13 protein-coding genes are annotated in these 12,238 nt (G+C 64.1%); 4 read left to right on the forward strand and 9 right to left on the reverse strand.

Translation table 11 applies throughout. From position 1 onward, the window contains the following. Positions 1-37: 37 nt before the first annotated feature. Genes A7A77_RS00690 through A7A77_RS00705 form a run of 4 tightly spaced genes read right to left on the reverse strand, consistent with a single transcriptional unit; the run spans position 38 to position 3,118 of the window. The gene (locus A7A77_RS00690) at positions 38-1,522 is read right to left on the reverse strand and encodes an NAD(P)(+) transhydrogenase (Re/Si-specific) subunit beta (protein WP_066552185.1); all 1,485 of its coding nucleotides are present in this window, start codon (positions 1,520-1,522) and stop codon (positions 38-40) included. Continuing rightward, positions 1,522-1,827 (reverse strand): NAD(P) transhydrogenase subunit alpha part 2, encoded by a 306-nt coding sequence (locus A7A77_RS00695; protein WP_066552187.1) that lies wholly within the window; start codon positions 1,825-1,827, stop codon positions 1,522-1,524. The genes A7A77_RS00690 and A7A77_RS00695 overlap by 1 nt, the downstream gene beginning before the upstream one ends. A gap of 12 nt (positions 1,828-1,839) precedes the next feature. Then, the gene (locus A7A77_RS00700; RefSeq protein WP_245638336.1) at positions 1,840-2,979 is read right to left on the reverse strand and encodes an NAD(P) transhydrogenase subunit alpha; all 1,140 of its coding nucleotides are present in this window, start codon (positions 2,977-2,979) and stop codon (positions 1,840-1,842) included. A gap of 16 nt (positions 2,980-2,995) precedes the next feature. After that, on the reverse strand, positions 2,996-3,118 hold the full coding sequence (locus A7A77_RS00705) for an aa3-type cytochrome c oxidase subunit IV (RefSeq protein WP_066552188.1): 123 nt from the start codon (positions 3,116-3,118) through the stop codon (positions 2,996-2,998). Between the two features lie 338 nt (positions 3,119-3,456). Here A7A77_RS00705 and A7A77_RS00710 point away from each other — a divergent pair, with 338 nt between their 5' ends. Genes A7A77_RS00710 through A7A77_RS00720 form a run of 3 tightly spaced genes read left to right on the forward strand, consistent with a single transcriptional unit; the run spans position 3,457 to position 6,385 of the window. Further along, positions 3,457-4,875 carry a sigma-54-dependent transcriptional regulator gene (locus A7A77_RS00710; RefSeq protein WP_066552189.1) on the forward strand — a complete coding sequence of 473 codons (1,419 nt, stop codon included), beginning with the start codon at positions 3,457-3,459 and terminating at the stop codon, positions 4,873-4,875. A 7-nt stretch (positions 4,876-4,882) separates the two neighbouring features. Then, complete coding sequence (locus A7A77_RS00715; RefSeq protein WP_066552191.1) at positions 4,883-5,578, forward strand: hypothetical protein; 696 nt, start codon at positions 4,883-4,885, stop codon at positions 5,576-5,578. Positions 5,579-5,620: 42 nt separating this feature from the next. Beyond that, positions 5,621-6,385: an SDR family NAD(P)-dependent oxidoreductase gene (locus A7A77_RS00720; RefSeq protein WP_066552192.1), complete on the forward strand. Its 765-nt coding sequence runs from the start codon at positions 5,621-5,623 to the stop codon at positions 6,383-6,385. Here A7A77_RS00720 and A7A77_RS00725 read toward each other — a convergent pair. From A7A77_RS00725 to A7A77_RS00745, 5 genes are all read right to left on the reverse strand, one after another. Continuing rightward, complete coding sequence (locus tag A7A77_RS00725; protein WP_082835798.1) at positions 6,373-6,921, reverse strand: DUF1643 domain-containing protein; 549 nt, start codon at positions 6,919-6,921, stop codon at positions 6,373-6,375. The two genes, A7A77_RS00720 and A7A77_RS00725, sit on opposite strands and share 13 nt — an antisense overlap. Beyond that, positions 6,918-8,060: a dihydropteroate synthase gene (gene folP / locus A7A77_RS00730; RefSeq protein WP_066552193.1), complete on the reverse strand. Its 1,143-nt coding sequence runs from the start codon at positions 8,058-8,060 to the stop codon at positions 6,918-6,920. Before folP ends, A7A77_RS00725 begins: the two co-directional genes overlap by 4 nt. A gap of 49 nt (positions 8,061-8,109) precedes the next feature. Beyond that, entirely contained in the window at positions 8,110-9,243 is a 1,134-nt protein-coding gene (locus A7A77_RS00735) for a site-specific DNA-methyltransferase (protein ID WP_066552194.1), read from the reverse strand. A gap of 211 nt (positions 9,244-9,454) precedes the next feature. Further along, positions 9,455-10,369 carry an oxidoreductase gene (locus A7A77_RS00740; RefSeq protein ID WP_066552199.1) on the reverse strand — a complete coding sequence of 305 codons (915 nt, stop codon included), beginning with the start codon at positions 10,367-10,369 and terminating at the stop codon, positions 9,455-9,457. A 21-nt stretch (positions 10,370-10,390) separates the two neighbouring features. After that, positions 10,391-10,987: a ribonuclease HII gene (locus tag A7A77_RS00745; protein WP_066552202.1), complete on the reverse strand. Its 597-nt coding sequence runs from the start codon at positions 10,985-10,987 to the stop codon at positions 10,391-10,393. Positions 10,988-11,161: 174 nt separating this feature from the next. On the opposite strand from A7A77_RS00745, the gene A7A77_RS00750 reads away from it, so the two are divergent. After that, positions 11,162-12,238, forward strand: coding sequence for a PQQ-dependent sugar dehydrogenase (locus A7A77_RS00750; protein ID WP_245638337.1), 1,077 nt, complete (start codon positions 11,162-11,164; stop codon positions 12,236-12,238).

The raw sequence follows: 12,238 nt of genomic DNA on the forward strand, positions 1-12,238 counted from the left end.
GTCTCTCAGAGATGCCACCGCTCGCCGATGGAATGCGTCAGTCGGCCAATGCCTTGTTGATCTCCTCGACCATCTTCTTGGCGTCAGATAGCAGCATCATCGTCTGGTCCATGTAGAACACGTCGTTGTCGACGCCGGCATAGCCCACTCCGCCCATCGAACGCTTGATGAAGAAGACCTGCTTTGCCTTGTCCACGTCGAACACGGGCATGCCGTAAATCGGGCTGGACTTGTCGGTCTTTGCCGCGGGGTTCACCACGTCGTTCGCGCCGATGATGAAAGCCACGTCGGTCTGCGCGAACTCGCCGTTGATGTCCTCAAGCTCGAAGACATCGTCGTAAGGGACGCTCGCTTCGGCCAGCAGCACGTTCATGTGGCCGGGCATGCGGCCCGCGACCGGGTGGATCGCGAACTTCACGGTAACGCCCTTTTCCTTCAGCAGGTCGGTCATCTCGCGAAGCACGTGCTGTGCCTGCGCCACGGCCATGCCATAGCCGGGGATGATGATGACCTGTTCGGCCTGGCTCATCATGAACGCCGCGTCTTCGGCGCTGCCGCGCTTCCACGGACGGTCGGTCTTGGCGGCACCGGCGCCGCCGCCACCCGAATCGCCGCCGAAGCCGCCTGCGATGACCGAGAGGAACCCGCGGTTCATCGCCTTGCACATGATGTACGACAGGATCGCACCCGATGCGCCGACCAGCGCACCGGTGATGATCATCGCGGTGTTGTGCAGGGTAAAGCCCATCGCCGCTGCCGCCCAGCCCGAGTACGAGTTGAGCATTGAGACGACGACCGGCATGTCCGCGCCGCCGATCGGGATGATCAGCAGGAAGCCGATGATGAAGGCGAGTACGGTGACCGCGGCGATGATCCACAGCGACTGGTCCTGCGTGAAATACGCGGTCAGCAGCAGGATCGCGGCCAATGTCCCCAGGTTGATCACATGCCGCCCCGGCAGCATGATCGGCGCGCCGCTCATCTTGCCGGCAAGCTTCAGGAACGCGATGACCGAGCCGGAGAACGTGATCGCACCGATGGCGATGCCCAGCCCCATCTCGACCCGGCTGACGGGAGAGATGACCATCTGTTCGCCCACGCCAAGCCCGCCGCCCATGTCGAGCGTACCGGGTACGAGAATGCCGAATGCACCGGGATTGAGGTAGGCTGCCCAGCCCACCAGCACCGCGGCCATGCCGACAAGGGAGTGGAACGCGGCGACAAGCTGCGGCATGTCCGTCATCGCGATCTTGCGCGCGGTGACAAAGCCGATGGCACCGCCTATGGCGATCGCGATCAGGATTTCTGGCAGGCTGGCGATGTCATGCGTGACCAGCGTGGTGACGACAGCGATCAGCATGCCGACCATGCCGTAACGGTTGCCCTGCCGTGAAGTGGTGGGGTGCGACAGCCCGCGCAGCGCGAGGATGAAGCACACGCCCGCGACAAGATAGGCAAAGGCCACCCAAGGGTTCACCGCGTGGGCAGTGTCGGCAGCGACGGCGAGAACGGAAGAGAGCATCACTTACCCTCCGCCTTGGGAGCAGGACGCTCCTTCTTCTTGTACATTGCCAGCATGCGTTCGGTGACGGCAAAGCCGCCGAAGATGTTGACGCTGGCCAGCACGATGCCGATCAGGCCCAGCCACTTGGCAGCAGGGCTTCCGGCGTTGGCGGCCGCGATCAGCGCGCCGACGATGATGACCGACGAAATCGCGTTGGTCACCGCCATCAGCGGCGTGTGCAGCGCCGGCGTGACCGACCAGACGACGTAATAGCCGACGAAACAGGCCATCACGAAGATGGAAAGAATTGCTACGAAATCCATGGTGCGGCCCCCTCAGCCCAGCAGCCGTTCGTTCACGACCTTGCCGCCTTGCGTCAGGCGGATGGCGTCGCCGATTTCCTCGTCTAGGACGACCTCGTTCTTCTCCCCGTCCCAGAAGGCGGAAAGGAAGTTGAAGAAGTTGCGGGCCAGCAGCGCCGAAGCGTCCGCCGGCAGGTGCGCCGGGGTATTGGAATAGCCGACGATCTTCACGCCGTGCTTTTCAACCACCTGATCGGGCACCGAACCCTCGACATTGCCGCCTTGCGCCACGGCAAGGTCGAAGATGACCGAGCCTGCCCGCATCGTGGCGATCTGCGTGTCCGATATCAGGCGCGGCGCGGGCCGGCCCGGAATCAGCGCGGTGGTGATGACGATGTCCTGCTTGGCGATGTGGCTGGACACCAGTTCGGCCTGCGCCTTCTGGTATTCCTCGCTCATCTCGGTGGCATAGCCGCCGCTGCCCTCACCCTCGATCCCCGCGACGCTCTCGACGAAGATCGGCTTGGCGCCAAGCGACTGGATCTGCTCCTTCGTCGCCGAGCGCACGTCGGTCGCAGAGACCTGCGCGCCAAGACGGCGAGCCGTGGCGATAGCCTGAAGCCCCGCAACGCCGACACCCATGACGAAGGCCTTCGCCGCGGTAATCGTGCCCGCAGCGGTCATCATCATCGGGAAGGCGCGGCCGTAAAGGTTCGCGGCAACCAAAACCGCCTTGTATCCGGCAAGGTTCGACTGGGATGACAGGACGTCCATCGACTGCGCACGCGTGATGCGCGGCATGAACTCCATCGCCATCGCCTCGAACCCGGCGGCGGCATAGGCCTCGACTTTCGCCTTTTCGCGGAACGGGTCGAATATGGCAGCGACTTTCGCGCCGGCCTTCGCTCCGCCAAGGTTCAAGACCTCCGGCGCCTGCACGGCCAGCACCCAGTCCGCGCCGTTCAGCGTTGCCGCGCGGTCGCCGACTTCGGCGCCGGCATCGGCATATTCGGCGTCCGACACCGATGCCTTTACCCCAGCCCCGGACTCGACGCGCAGGCGCGCGCCAAGCTTGGTCAGCTTCTTTACCGTTTCCGGAATCGCTGCGACGCGGGTCTCACCCTCGGCGCGTTCGGCTATGACCGCAATGACCGGTCCTTCGTTCCCCTCCACTGGTTCGAAAGCCGTATCAGGCGATTATCATGACGACGATGGCGGCGATGATCGCGCAAACGATCGTGCCCCACTTCGTCATCTGGATGAAACCTTCATAAGTTCCGCGGGCGGCCTTCATGTTGTCGATCTTAGCCATGGTCGTCCGAATTCCCCTTCAGCGTGTAACCTGCCATCCGTTCGTCCGGTCTGGCAGCACAATAACCTCCTGACGGATGCGATCCGCCGGACGCATGGCTGTATAGCCGCCGGATTGAAGGCACAAGCCCCGCCGGACTGACATTAAGTTCAGGAGCATTCCTGCGCGGCATCTTGTCATCCGGGCGCGAGAAGGCCGATCCGCAGGGCGCAACCGGCTGTGATTACCCGCACATCCGGCATTCACGTTGCCGATATAAAGGCATTATTTACGATAGCCGTTTATTGAAATTGCAAGTGTGCCGCCCGCGACGGGCGCGGCGGTTTGAGGGAGCCTTCATGGGCGAAGACGATCCACGTCTGCTGTTGCTGGTTGATCGCGACTCTGCCCAGATTCGCGTAACCGCCTCCATCGCGGCGCGCGCGGGATGGCGCACGCACACCGTTTCCGATGGAATCGCGGCGCTGGCCTACCTGCATGCACGCGACAGCGAGAAGCCGCAGGCGCTGCTGCTCGACAGCCTGGTCGCACGTGAAGACAGCTGCCAGCTGATCGGCGACATTCGCGCGCAGGCACCCGGCTTGCCGATCCTGTTCCTGACCCATTCGGCATCGCCGCTGCTGGCGGTGGAAGCAATGCGCGCGGGCGCGACCGACTACTTGATGAAACCCATCGCGGCAGAGCGGATGCTCTATGCGCTGGAAAGTTCGGTAGGCGCCGACGGCAATCATGACGAGCTTGCCCCGCTGACAGAGAAGATCGAGGCACCGCTCGATTTCGACATGATGATCGGATCGGCACCCAATTTCCGTGACGCCATGGCCCGCGCCGCAAAGGGCGCGCGCGGCCACGCCCCTGTGCTGATCACCGGCGAACCGGGCACGGGCAAGGAATTGCTGGCCCGTGCGATGCGTTCGGCCAGCCCGCGATCGAAAGCGCCGTTCGTGGTGCTGCACACGGCGGGAATGTCGGCGGGCAACCTCGAATCGGCGATCTACGGCCATGAGAAGGGCGCGTTTCCCGGCGCCTTCGACCGGCGCGTCGGATGCCTGCAGGATGCCGATGGCGGAACCTTGCTGATCGACGATATCGAACGGCTTCCTCCCGCGCTTCAGAACCGGCTGGCCCGCACCATCGAAACCGGAGAGGCGCGCCCGATGGGCGCAACGCACAGCTTCCGGCTCGACGTGCGGATCATCGCGACTGCGGGCGAGGAGCATGGATTGCTTGTCGAGCATGGCGTGCTGGACCCCGCGCTTGCGCAGGCGATGTCCGGCTGCACCCTGCACCTGCCGCCGCTTCGCGCCCGGCACGGCGACATCGCGCCGCTGGCGCGCCATTTCCTCGCTCTCATCGGCGAGCAACCTGGTTTACGGCGGCTTGGCGTGACCGACGATGCGCTCGCCTTGCTGGAAGGCTACGAATGGCCGGGCAACTTGCGCCAGTTGCAGGCCGTGCTGTTCCGCGCCGTGGTCTTTTGCGACCGCGACGCGCTGACGGTGCAGGATTTCCCGCAGTTGTTCGACCTTGTCGGCGATTCGATCCCCTCCGTCGCGCAGGCGGTTCACGGCGGCGGCATCACGCTGTTCGGCGCGGACGGGCACTTGCGCACGCTGGAAGAGATAGAGGCCGACGTCATCCGCCTTGCCATCGGCCACTATCGCGGACGGATGAGCGAAGTCGCGCGAAGGCTCGGTATCGGGCGCTCCACGCTTTACCGCAAGCTCGGCGACCTCGGCATCGATAACGCGGCCTGATTGCGGCTTGGCCGACGAAACGCCCCCGTTCGAGGATTTCCTCGACCGCGTGACCAACGCGATAGAGCGCGAACCGCTGAAAGCTGCGGCGGTTGGCGGGCTGCTGCTGATGGCGCTTGCCCATCATGCGAAACAGACGCCCGATCCGGCACGTCAACACAGGAGACAACGTGCGCGCTGCCTTGCTCAAAAATTGAAATCCGAAATGTTCGCGCTCAATCGGCATAAGATAAGAATAAGAAACGCGGCTAAAGCCTTATTTCACAACGGCCCGTTTCGTGACGAATGCGAAGCCGTCACCAAAATTGAGTTAGCGTCGAATGAACCATTCCGTGATGGGACCATCGAGCGCGCTCCTTTCCGCATCTCTAGTGAGGCATTTGCGCTTCACCTTGATATCAGTTGCGACCAACTAGACGGGTTTGGCTGCTTATCACTCTATCGCGGCAATCTCCTTGTCTGGCGACTGGAAGTGAAGCGCATGCAGTTCGGGTTCGAACAGATTAACACTAGCAACTACAAGCCCCTTCCAGCCGTCGACCTCGAATCGGCCAAGCTGGCCGCGCGGCTGCTCGCCCATCCGCAGAACAAGCTGAAGCGCATCACCCTCCTGCGCGAAAACATGGCAGAACTGGAGAAGCAGCTGATCGACGATTGGCTCGATAGCGAGCCGATCATCGCAGAGGTGGTTCGAGGCACCTGATGGAGGATTGATCGCCGTCTTCCGTCTCGCTACCGCCGGGGCATGACAACCGACTTCGACTTTACCGGCAAGACCGCCCTCATCACCGGTGCCGCATCCGGCATCGGCGCGGCGACTGCACAGTGGCTGGATGCGCACGGTATCGGCAGGCTGATCCTCGTCGACATGGACCGGCCCGGCCTCGATGCGCTTGCGCTTGGCTGCGATGTGCTGCGCGTGGGCGGCGACGTTGCGGATTCGGCGCTGTGGTCCATCGGGCTGCGCGACAGCGGCTCCATCGACTGCGCGTTGCTCAATGCCGGCGTCAGCGACGGCTTTGCCATCGTCGATGGCGACCTTGCCCGTTGGCGCAAGCTGATGGCGGTCAACCTCGACGGGGTGTTTCTCGGCCTGCGTCATTCCCTTCGCGCGATGCGAGGTCGGGGCGGGAGCGTGGTCGTGACCGCCTCTGCCTCCGCGTTCAAGGCGGAACCGGGCACTTCCGCTTATGCCGCGTCGAAAGCCGCGGTCGTGCAACTGGCCAAGGTCGCCGCGCGCGAGGGGGCCGAACATGGCATCCGCGTAAACGCCATCGCGCCCGGCGGCGTCGATACGCCGATCTGGGACGATGTGCCGTTCTTCACCGACATGGTCGCGAAGGCCGGATCGCGCGAAGCGGCGATTGCCGAACTGGGCCGCATGGCGACCCCGCTGGGCCGTTATGCCACGGCAGACGAAATCGCGGGCCAGATCGGCTTCCTGCTGTCCGACCTGTCGGCGAACATGACCGGTGCCGTATTGCGCAGCGACGGCGGTTATTCGTTGTAAGGCTCTGCCCCGATATCGGACCGAAGATAAAGCGGATGGCGCGGCTGCCCTGCCTTTGTCATTCCATAACAAAGCATCTGCCGGCCTGCGCATAGCGCCGCAACGTCACGGTCTCGCGCGCGATGGGCACCATGTACACCCCACGCGAGGATCGTTGTTTCGGCAAGTTCCAGCGCAAGCCTGATGGCATCGTCGTTGTGCCGCCCCACCGGCCCGCGCCGCCGCTTCAAACGCGCAGGATCCGTTTCGCGAAGGGCGAACAGGTTCCACACCAGCAGCGACGCACCCGCCGCCCTCGCCCGTGAATGGCATCGCGCGATGGTGGGATCGTTGGCCATGTGGTCCGCCTTCGACGGGTTCAGCATGGCGATCGCCATCATCTCCCGCCCTGCCCCGGCATCGCGCCACAACAGGTAACGATAGCGCCCGCACCGGCTGAACACCGCGCCATGGCCGGTTGCCGCGTCATGCCGGAAATCGAGCGAGCGTGCCTGCGCCCATGCAGCAATCGTGGTTACGGCATCTGCCGAAGTCATTGCGCGAGCTGGGAGAAATCCGTCAGAGCGCCATCGCGCAGACCGCGCCAGACATGCATCGCCTGCACCGTTTCTGCCGCATCGTGAACGCGCAGGATCTGCACGCCCATGTCCGCCGCCATTGTCGCAACGGCCAGCGAACCGCCCAGCCGCCTTTCCGCCGGCGCCTCGTTCGAAAGTGCGCCGATGAAACGCTTGCGGCTGACGCCCAGCAGCAGCGGCTGGCCCAGCGCATGGAACAGCGGCAACGCGTTGATCAGCGCCAGATTCTCCGTCACCGACTTGCCGAAACCGATGCCGGGGTCGAGGATTATGTTGTCGCGCTTCACCCCAGCCTTCAACGCGAAGTCGCGGCGTTCGCGCAGCACGTCGAACACGTCCAACACGACGTTCTGGTACTTCGCCCCGGCGTGCAGGTCATCGCCCTTGCCGGGCGTGTGCATGATGATCACCGGACAACCCGAATCCGCCGCCACATCGGCGCTGCGCGGATCGTATTGCAGGCCCGATACGTCGTTGATGATCCGCGCACCCGATTCCAGCGCCGCTTCCATCACCGCCGCCTTGCGCGTGTCGATGGACACCGCCGCCCCGCCATTGGCCAGGCGCTCCACAGTCGGGATCACGCGGCGAATCTCGTCGCCTTCCCAGATCGTCGATGCGCCGGGCCGCGTCGATTCGCCGCCCACGTCGATGATCGCGGCACCCGCCTCCAGCATGTCGACACCGCGACTAACCGCCGTGTCCACATCGTCGTCGAAGCTGCCGCCATCGGAGAAGCTGTCCGGCGTGACGTTCAGGATGCCCATGACCTGCGGCTGATCCAACCGGATCGTGCGGCCCGTACCGTCACCGAATTGCAGGTCTAGAGGCGGGTGCGCCATACGCAGGTTCGACCACTGCCTCTCCCCCTCCTCAATCAGGGGATCGGGCAGGCCGGCCAGCGCCGCGGCCACATCGGGCGCGGCAACGACCTGCCGGCTTTGCAGGTGCCCGGCATTGGAACGGACGATCAGCGCGAAATCGCGGGCGTAGCACATGGTGCCCGCCAGCCGGATCGCGCCGGGCATTTCATCGGCCCCTTCCACGGCTTGCGGAGAGGGGGCGAATGTCAGCGGCTGGATATAAAGCTTCGGCATGGGCCCGCCTTAACGGCGCAAATCCTTCAGGCCAATGAAGAAGCGGCGCCTAATCCTCGGTCGCGAGCAGGTAGAGCTGGCGCTGCGCGTCGATCGGCTGCAACCCGCCTGCCGCTTCCATGTGCCAGAACGTCCACCCGTTGCACGACGGCGCGCCTTGCAAAGCCGCCCCGACACCGTGGATGGAACCAGCCTCCTTGCCCGATACGAGCGAACCGTCGGCCCGAACTTCGGCAGAGTACCGCCGCTTCTTGTCGAAAAGCATGGTGCCGGCGGGCACATAGCCGTTCTCGACCAGCGCGCCGAAGGCGACGCGCGGGGCTTGTTTCTTCGACTGCATGGTCTTCAGCGCGGATTCGTCGAGCGGCAGGGCCATCTCGATCCGTTCCAGCGCAGCTTCGCGATAAGTGCCCTCACGCTCGCAGCCGATCCATTCGCGGCCAAGCCGCTTGGCGACAGCGCCGGTAGTGCCGGTGCCGAAGAACGGGTCCAGCACGACATCGCCCGGGTTCGTCGTCGCCAGCATCACGCGGTAAAGCAGGCTTTCCGGCTTCTGCGTCGGGTGAACCTTCGTCCCGCCCTTCTTCAACCGTTCCTGCCCCGAACAGATCGGCAGAACCCAGTCCGAACGCATCTGCAGTTCATCGTTCAGCGTCTTCATCGCGCGGTAGTTGAAGGTGTATTTCGCCTTCTCCCCCATGCTCGCCCAGATCAATGTTTCGTGCGCGTTGGTAAAGCGGGTGCCCTTGAAGTTGGGCATCGGGTTCAACTTGCGCCAGATGACATCGTTCAGCACCCAGAACCCCGCGTCCTGCATTGCCGTGCCGACGCGGAAGATGTTGTGATAGCTGCCGATCACCCAGATCGATCCGTTGGGCTTCAGGATGCGGCGCGCCTCTGCCAGCCAGCCCTTGGTGAAAGCGTCGTAGGCGGCAAAGCTGTCGAACTTGTCCCAATCGTCCGTCACCGCATCCACGGCGCTGCCATCGGGGCGCGACAGGTCGCCGCCCAGTTGCAGGTTATAGGGCGGATCGGCAAAGATCATGTCGATCGATTTTGACGGAATCGTCCGCATGGCCGCGATGCAGTCACCATCGAGGATCTGCCCCAGCGGCAGTTTCGCGCGCACCTTTGCTGCGGGCGCGATTGCCGCTTCGGGCTTGTTGAGAAGTACTGTCGCCATTGTGGACCCCCTGTGGAAAACCCATGGTGAGTCTTCGCGGACTCGCGGTCAAGCCCGCATCGCGATTTGGCGAATCGGTTCGGGGTGGGCGTGAGTCCAAGTGGCAACAGTCATGCACAGCATGTTGAGTCTGAACAGGTTTTATGGACTCAAGATGTTGGGAGTGTGACTCCGAAGACTCGCATCGGGATTTATTTCGCCCGCGCCGCCGTCAATCGACCGGCGCCAATCCGGGATCAATGCCGGTCAGCGCGACGGAACGCGTCCACAACCATTGTGCCGCGCCGGGATCGCGCGCCAGCCGCGTGAGGAAGGCAGGTCCCGACGTCCCGCTCATTTCGCGAAGGCCGCGCGGGCCGAAATAGTCGCCCCCCGTTGCCGCCGGATCGGTGGCTGCCTGCAGCGTCGGCCAGGCCCCCTGCTCCGCCGTGTTGAGCACTTTGCCCACGATCGGCATCAGGACACGGGCGACCCCGTAATTGCGCGCCAGTTCGGTGGAGGCGATGCCCGGGTGACAGCCGATGGCGGAAACGGGCGAGCCTTGCGCGCGAAGGCGGCGGTCAAGCTCCACGAAGAACAGGGTATTGGCCAGCTTGCTGTCGTAATAGCGCTGGATCCGGCTGTAGCCTTCCTCCGCCTTCGGATCGGACCACATCGCCTCTCCACTGCGATGGGCAAGGCTGGCAGTCACGACGACCCGCCCGCCCCCGTTTTCCGCGATCTTGGGCAACAGCAGCGAAGTCAGCGCGAAAGTGCCGAGGTGGTTGACCCCGAACTGCAATTCGAACCCCTGCGCCGTGCGGGTGAGCGGCGGCATCATCACGCCCGCGTTATTGACCAGCACGTCGATCCGCTCTCGCCCCGACAGGACATCGGCGGCGCGCTTCACGCTTTCGAGGTCGGCCTGGTCCAGCTCCACGAAATCAAGCTTCGCGTGCGGCGTTTCGGCGCTGATCTTTGCCATGGCCTGTCGGGCGCGGTCTTCGTTACGGCAGGCGAACACGACTTCGCCGCCCTTTGCCGCCAGAACGCGGCTCGCTTCGAAGCCAAGGCCGGTGTTGGCGCCGGTGACGACGAATGTCTTGCCGGAAAGGTCGGGAACGTCGGCAGCGGTGAATCCGGGCATCGGGTTTCCTCAGGTCTGGTGTCAGAGCGGCATTTCAAGCTGCGCCACAGGGGCGAAGCTGCGCCGGTGCAGCGGTGTCCGGCCATGGGTGCGCAGCGCCTCCATATGTTCCGAAGTGCCGTAACCCGCGTTCCGTTCCCAGCCATAGTGCGGATGTTCGCGCGCCGCTTCGCGCATCAGCCGGTCCCGATGCTCTTTCGCAAGGATCGATGCGGCAGAGATGCAAGGTTCTTTCGCGTCCCCCTTCACGATGGCCCGCGCGTTCCAGCGCCACTCCGCCCGCCTGCCTTGCGGCGTCAGGTTGCCGTCGATCAAGACCTCGTCAGGATCGCAGGCCAGCTTCGCGCAAAGCGCCTCGACCGCCAGCGTCATGGCCAACATCGTCGCGCCGAATATGTTGAGCCTGTCGATATCGGCGACATCGACGACCCCGATGCCCCATTGGCAGCGACGCAGGATCACTTCCTCCAGTTCGGCACGCTTTGCCTTGGCAATCACCTTGGAATCGCCAAGTCCGGTGGGACGCGGCTTGCACAGCACGACCGCTGCGGCCACGACCGGCCCGGCAAGCGGCCCGCGCCCTGCTTCGTCAACGCCAGCGATCAACGCCGTGCTCATGCGTGGAACGCGGTTAGGTTGCAGCCGTTTGGGCCGTGCGCGCTGTCGGAGGAATGCATGCGGTTCGGACTTTCCATTACACCGGTCATTTTGCCTGCCACCCTGATCTTGGCAAGCTGCGGCGTCCCTTCTTCCGCCGGCGGGAGTGGACAGGCTGTCGAAAACGCGGTCCCGATGACCGAAACCGATGCCGCAACGGCTTTCGTCATGGAGGCGAAGGGCAAGTACGACGAACCATGGGCCATGGCGTTCGTTCCCGGCACGGACGTGCTGATGATCACGCGCAAGAACGGCGCGGTCAGCGGCCTCGATACCGCAACCGGCAAGGCGATTTCGGTCGGTGGTGCGCCAAAGGTCGATTATGGCGGACAGGGCGGGCTTGGCGATATCGCCTTCCTTCCGGCCGAAGCCGATGGAGACCTTGCCACGCGCACCATCTATTTGTCGTGGGCCGAAGCAGGTCGCGGCGATACACGCGGTGCCGTGGTCGGGCGTGGAACGCTCGCTTGCAAGGATACGACCTGCGACATCCGTGGCCTTACGGTGATCTGGCGACAGGAACCGAAGGTTTCGGGGCGCGGGCACTATTCGCACCGGCTGGCCATTTCACCGGACGGCCAATATCTCTTCGTATCCTCCGGAGACAGGCAGAAAGGCACGCCGGCGCAAGACCCGCAGAGCGATCTTGGCAAGATCGTGCGCCTTAACCTCGACGGGACACCTGCCGCCGGCAACCCGCTGGCGGACGAAAATGTGGCGCGGCCCGAAGTGTGGACGATGGGGCACCGCAACGTGCTCGGCCTCGACTTCGACCGGAAAGGCCAGCTCTGGGGGCTGGAACACGGTCCGCGTGGCGGGGACGAGCTGAACCGGATCGTAGCGGGCAGCAATTATGGCTGGCCGGTCGTATCGAACGGCGTGAACTACAACGGATCGGACATTCCGAACCATTCCACTCGTCCGGAATTCGCACCTCCTGCAATCAGCTGGAATCCGGTGATCGCGCCGGGCGACCTGCTCTTCCTGAAAGCGGACCTGTTTTCGAACCTGGCCGACAAGGCGCTGGCGACCGGTCTGGCATCGCGGACGCTGGTCGCGGTGGAAATCGATGCGCAGGGCAAGGGCCGCGAGGTCGACCGCTACAGCTTCGACAACCGCTTGCGTGCCATGGCCGAAGCGCCCGACGGCTCCCTCTGGGTCGCGGAAGACGGGCCGGATGCGACGCTTTGGCGGCTTTCGCCCCGCCGCTAG

Source organism: Croceicoccus bisphenolivorans, assembly GCF_001634625.1.
GTDB lineage: Bacteria > Pseudomonadota > Alphaproteobacteria > Sphingomonadales > Sphingomonadaceae > Croceicoccus > Croceicoccus bisphenolivorans.

Excerpts from the sequence above, each read along its gene's own strand:
- A7A77_RS00740 (WP_066552199.1), bottom strand. The coding sequence starts at position 10,369 with ATGCCCGGATTCACCGCTGCCGACGTTCCCGACCTTTCCGGCAAGACA.
- A7A77_RS00710 (WP_066552189.1), top strand. The coding sequence starts at position 3,457 with ATGGGCGAAGACGATCCACGTCTGCTGTTGCTGGTTGATCGCGACTCT.
- A7A77_RS00735 (WP_066552194.1), bottom strand. The coding sequence starts at position 9,243 with ATGGCGACAGTACTTCTCAACAAGCCCGAAGCGGCAATCGCGCCCGCA.
- A7A77_RS00690 (WP_066552185.1), bottom strand. The coding sequence starts at position 1,522 with ATGCTCTCTTCCGTTCTCGCCGTCGCTGCCGACACTGCCCACGCGGTG.
- folP (WP_066552193.1), bottom strand. The coding sequence starts at position 8,060 with ATGCCGAAGCTTTATATCCAGCCGCTGACATTCGCCCCCTCTCCGCAA.
- A7A77_RS00745 (WP_066552202.1), bottom strand. The coding sequence starts at position 10,987 with ATGAGCACGGCGTTGATCGCTGGCGTTGACGAAGCAGGGCGCGGGCCG.
- A7A77_RS00695 (WP_066552187.1), bottom strand. The coding sequence starts at position 1,827 with ATGGATTTCGTAGCAATTCTTTCCATCTTCGTGATGGCCTGTTTCGTC.
- A7A77_RS00750 (WP_245638337.1), top strand. The coding sequence starts at position 11,162 with ATGACCGAAACCGATGCCGCAACGGCTTTCGTCATGGAGGCGAAGGGC.
- A7A77_RS00725 (WP_082835798.1), bottom strand. The coding sequence starts at position 6,921 with ATGACTTCGGCAGATGCCGTAACCACGATTGCTGCATGGGCGCAGGCA.
- A7A77_RS00720 (WP_066552192.1), top strand. The coding sequence starts at position 5,621 with ATGACAACCGACTTCGACTTTACCGGCAAGACCGCCCTCATCACCGGT.
- A7A77_RS00705 (WP_066552188.1), bottom strand. The coding sequence starts at position 3,118 with ATGGCTAAGATCGACAACATGAAGGCCGCCCGCGGAACTTATGAAGGT.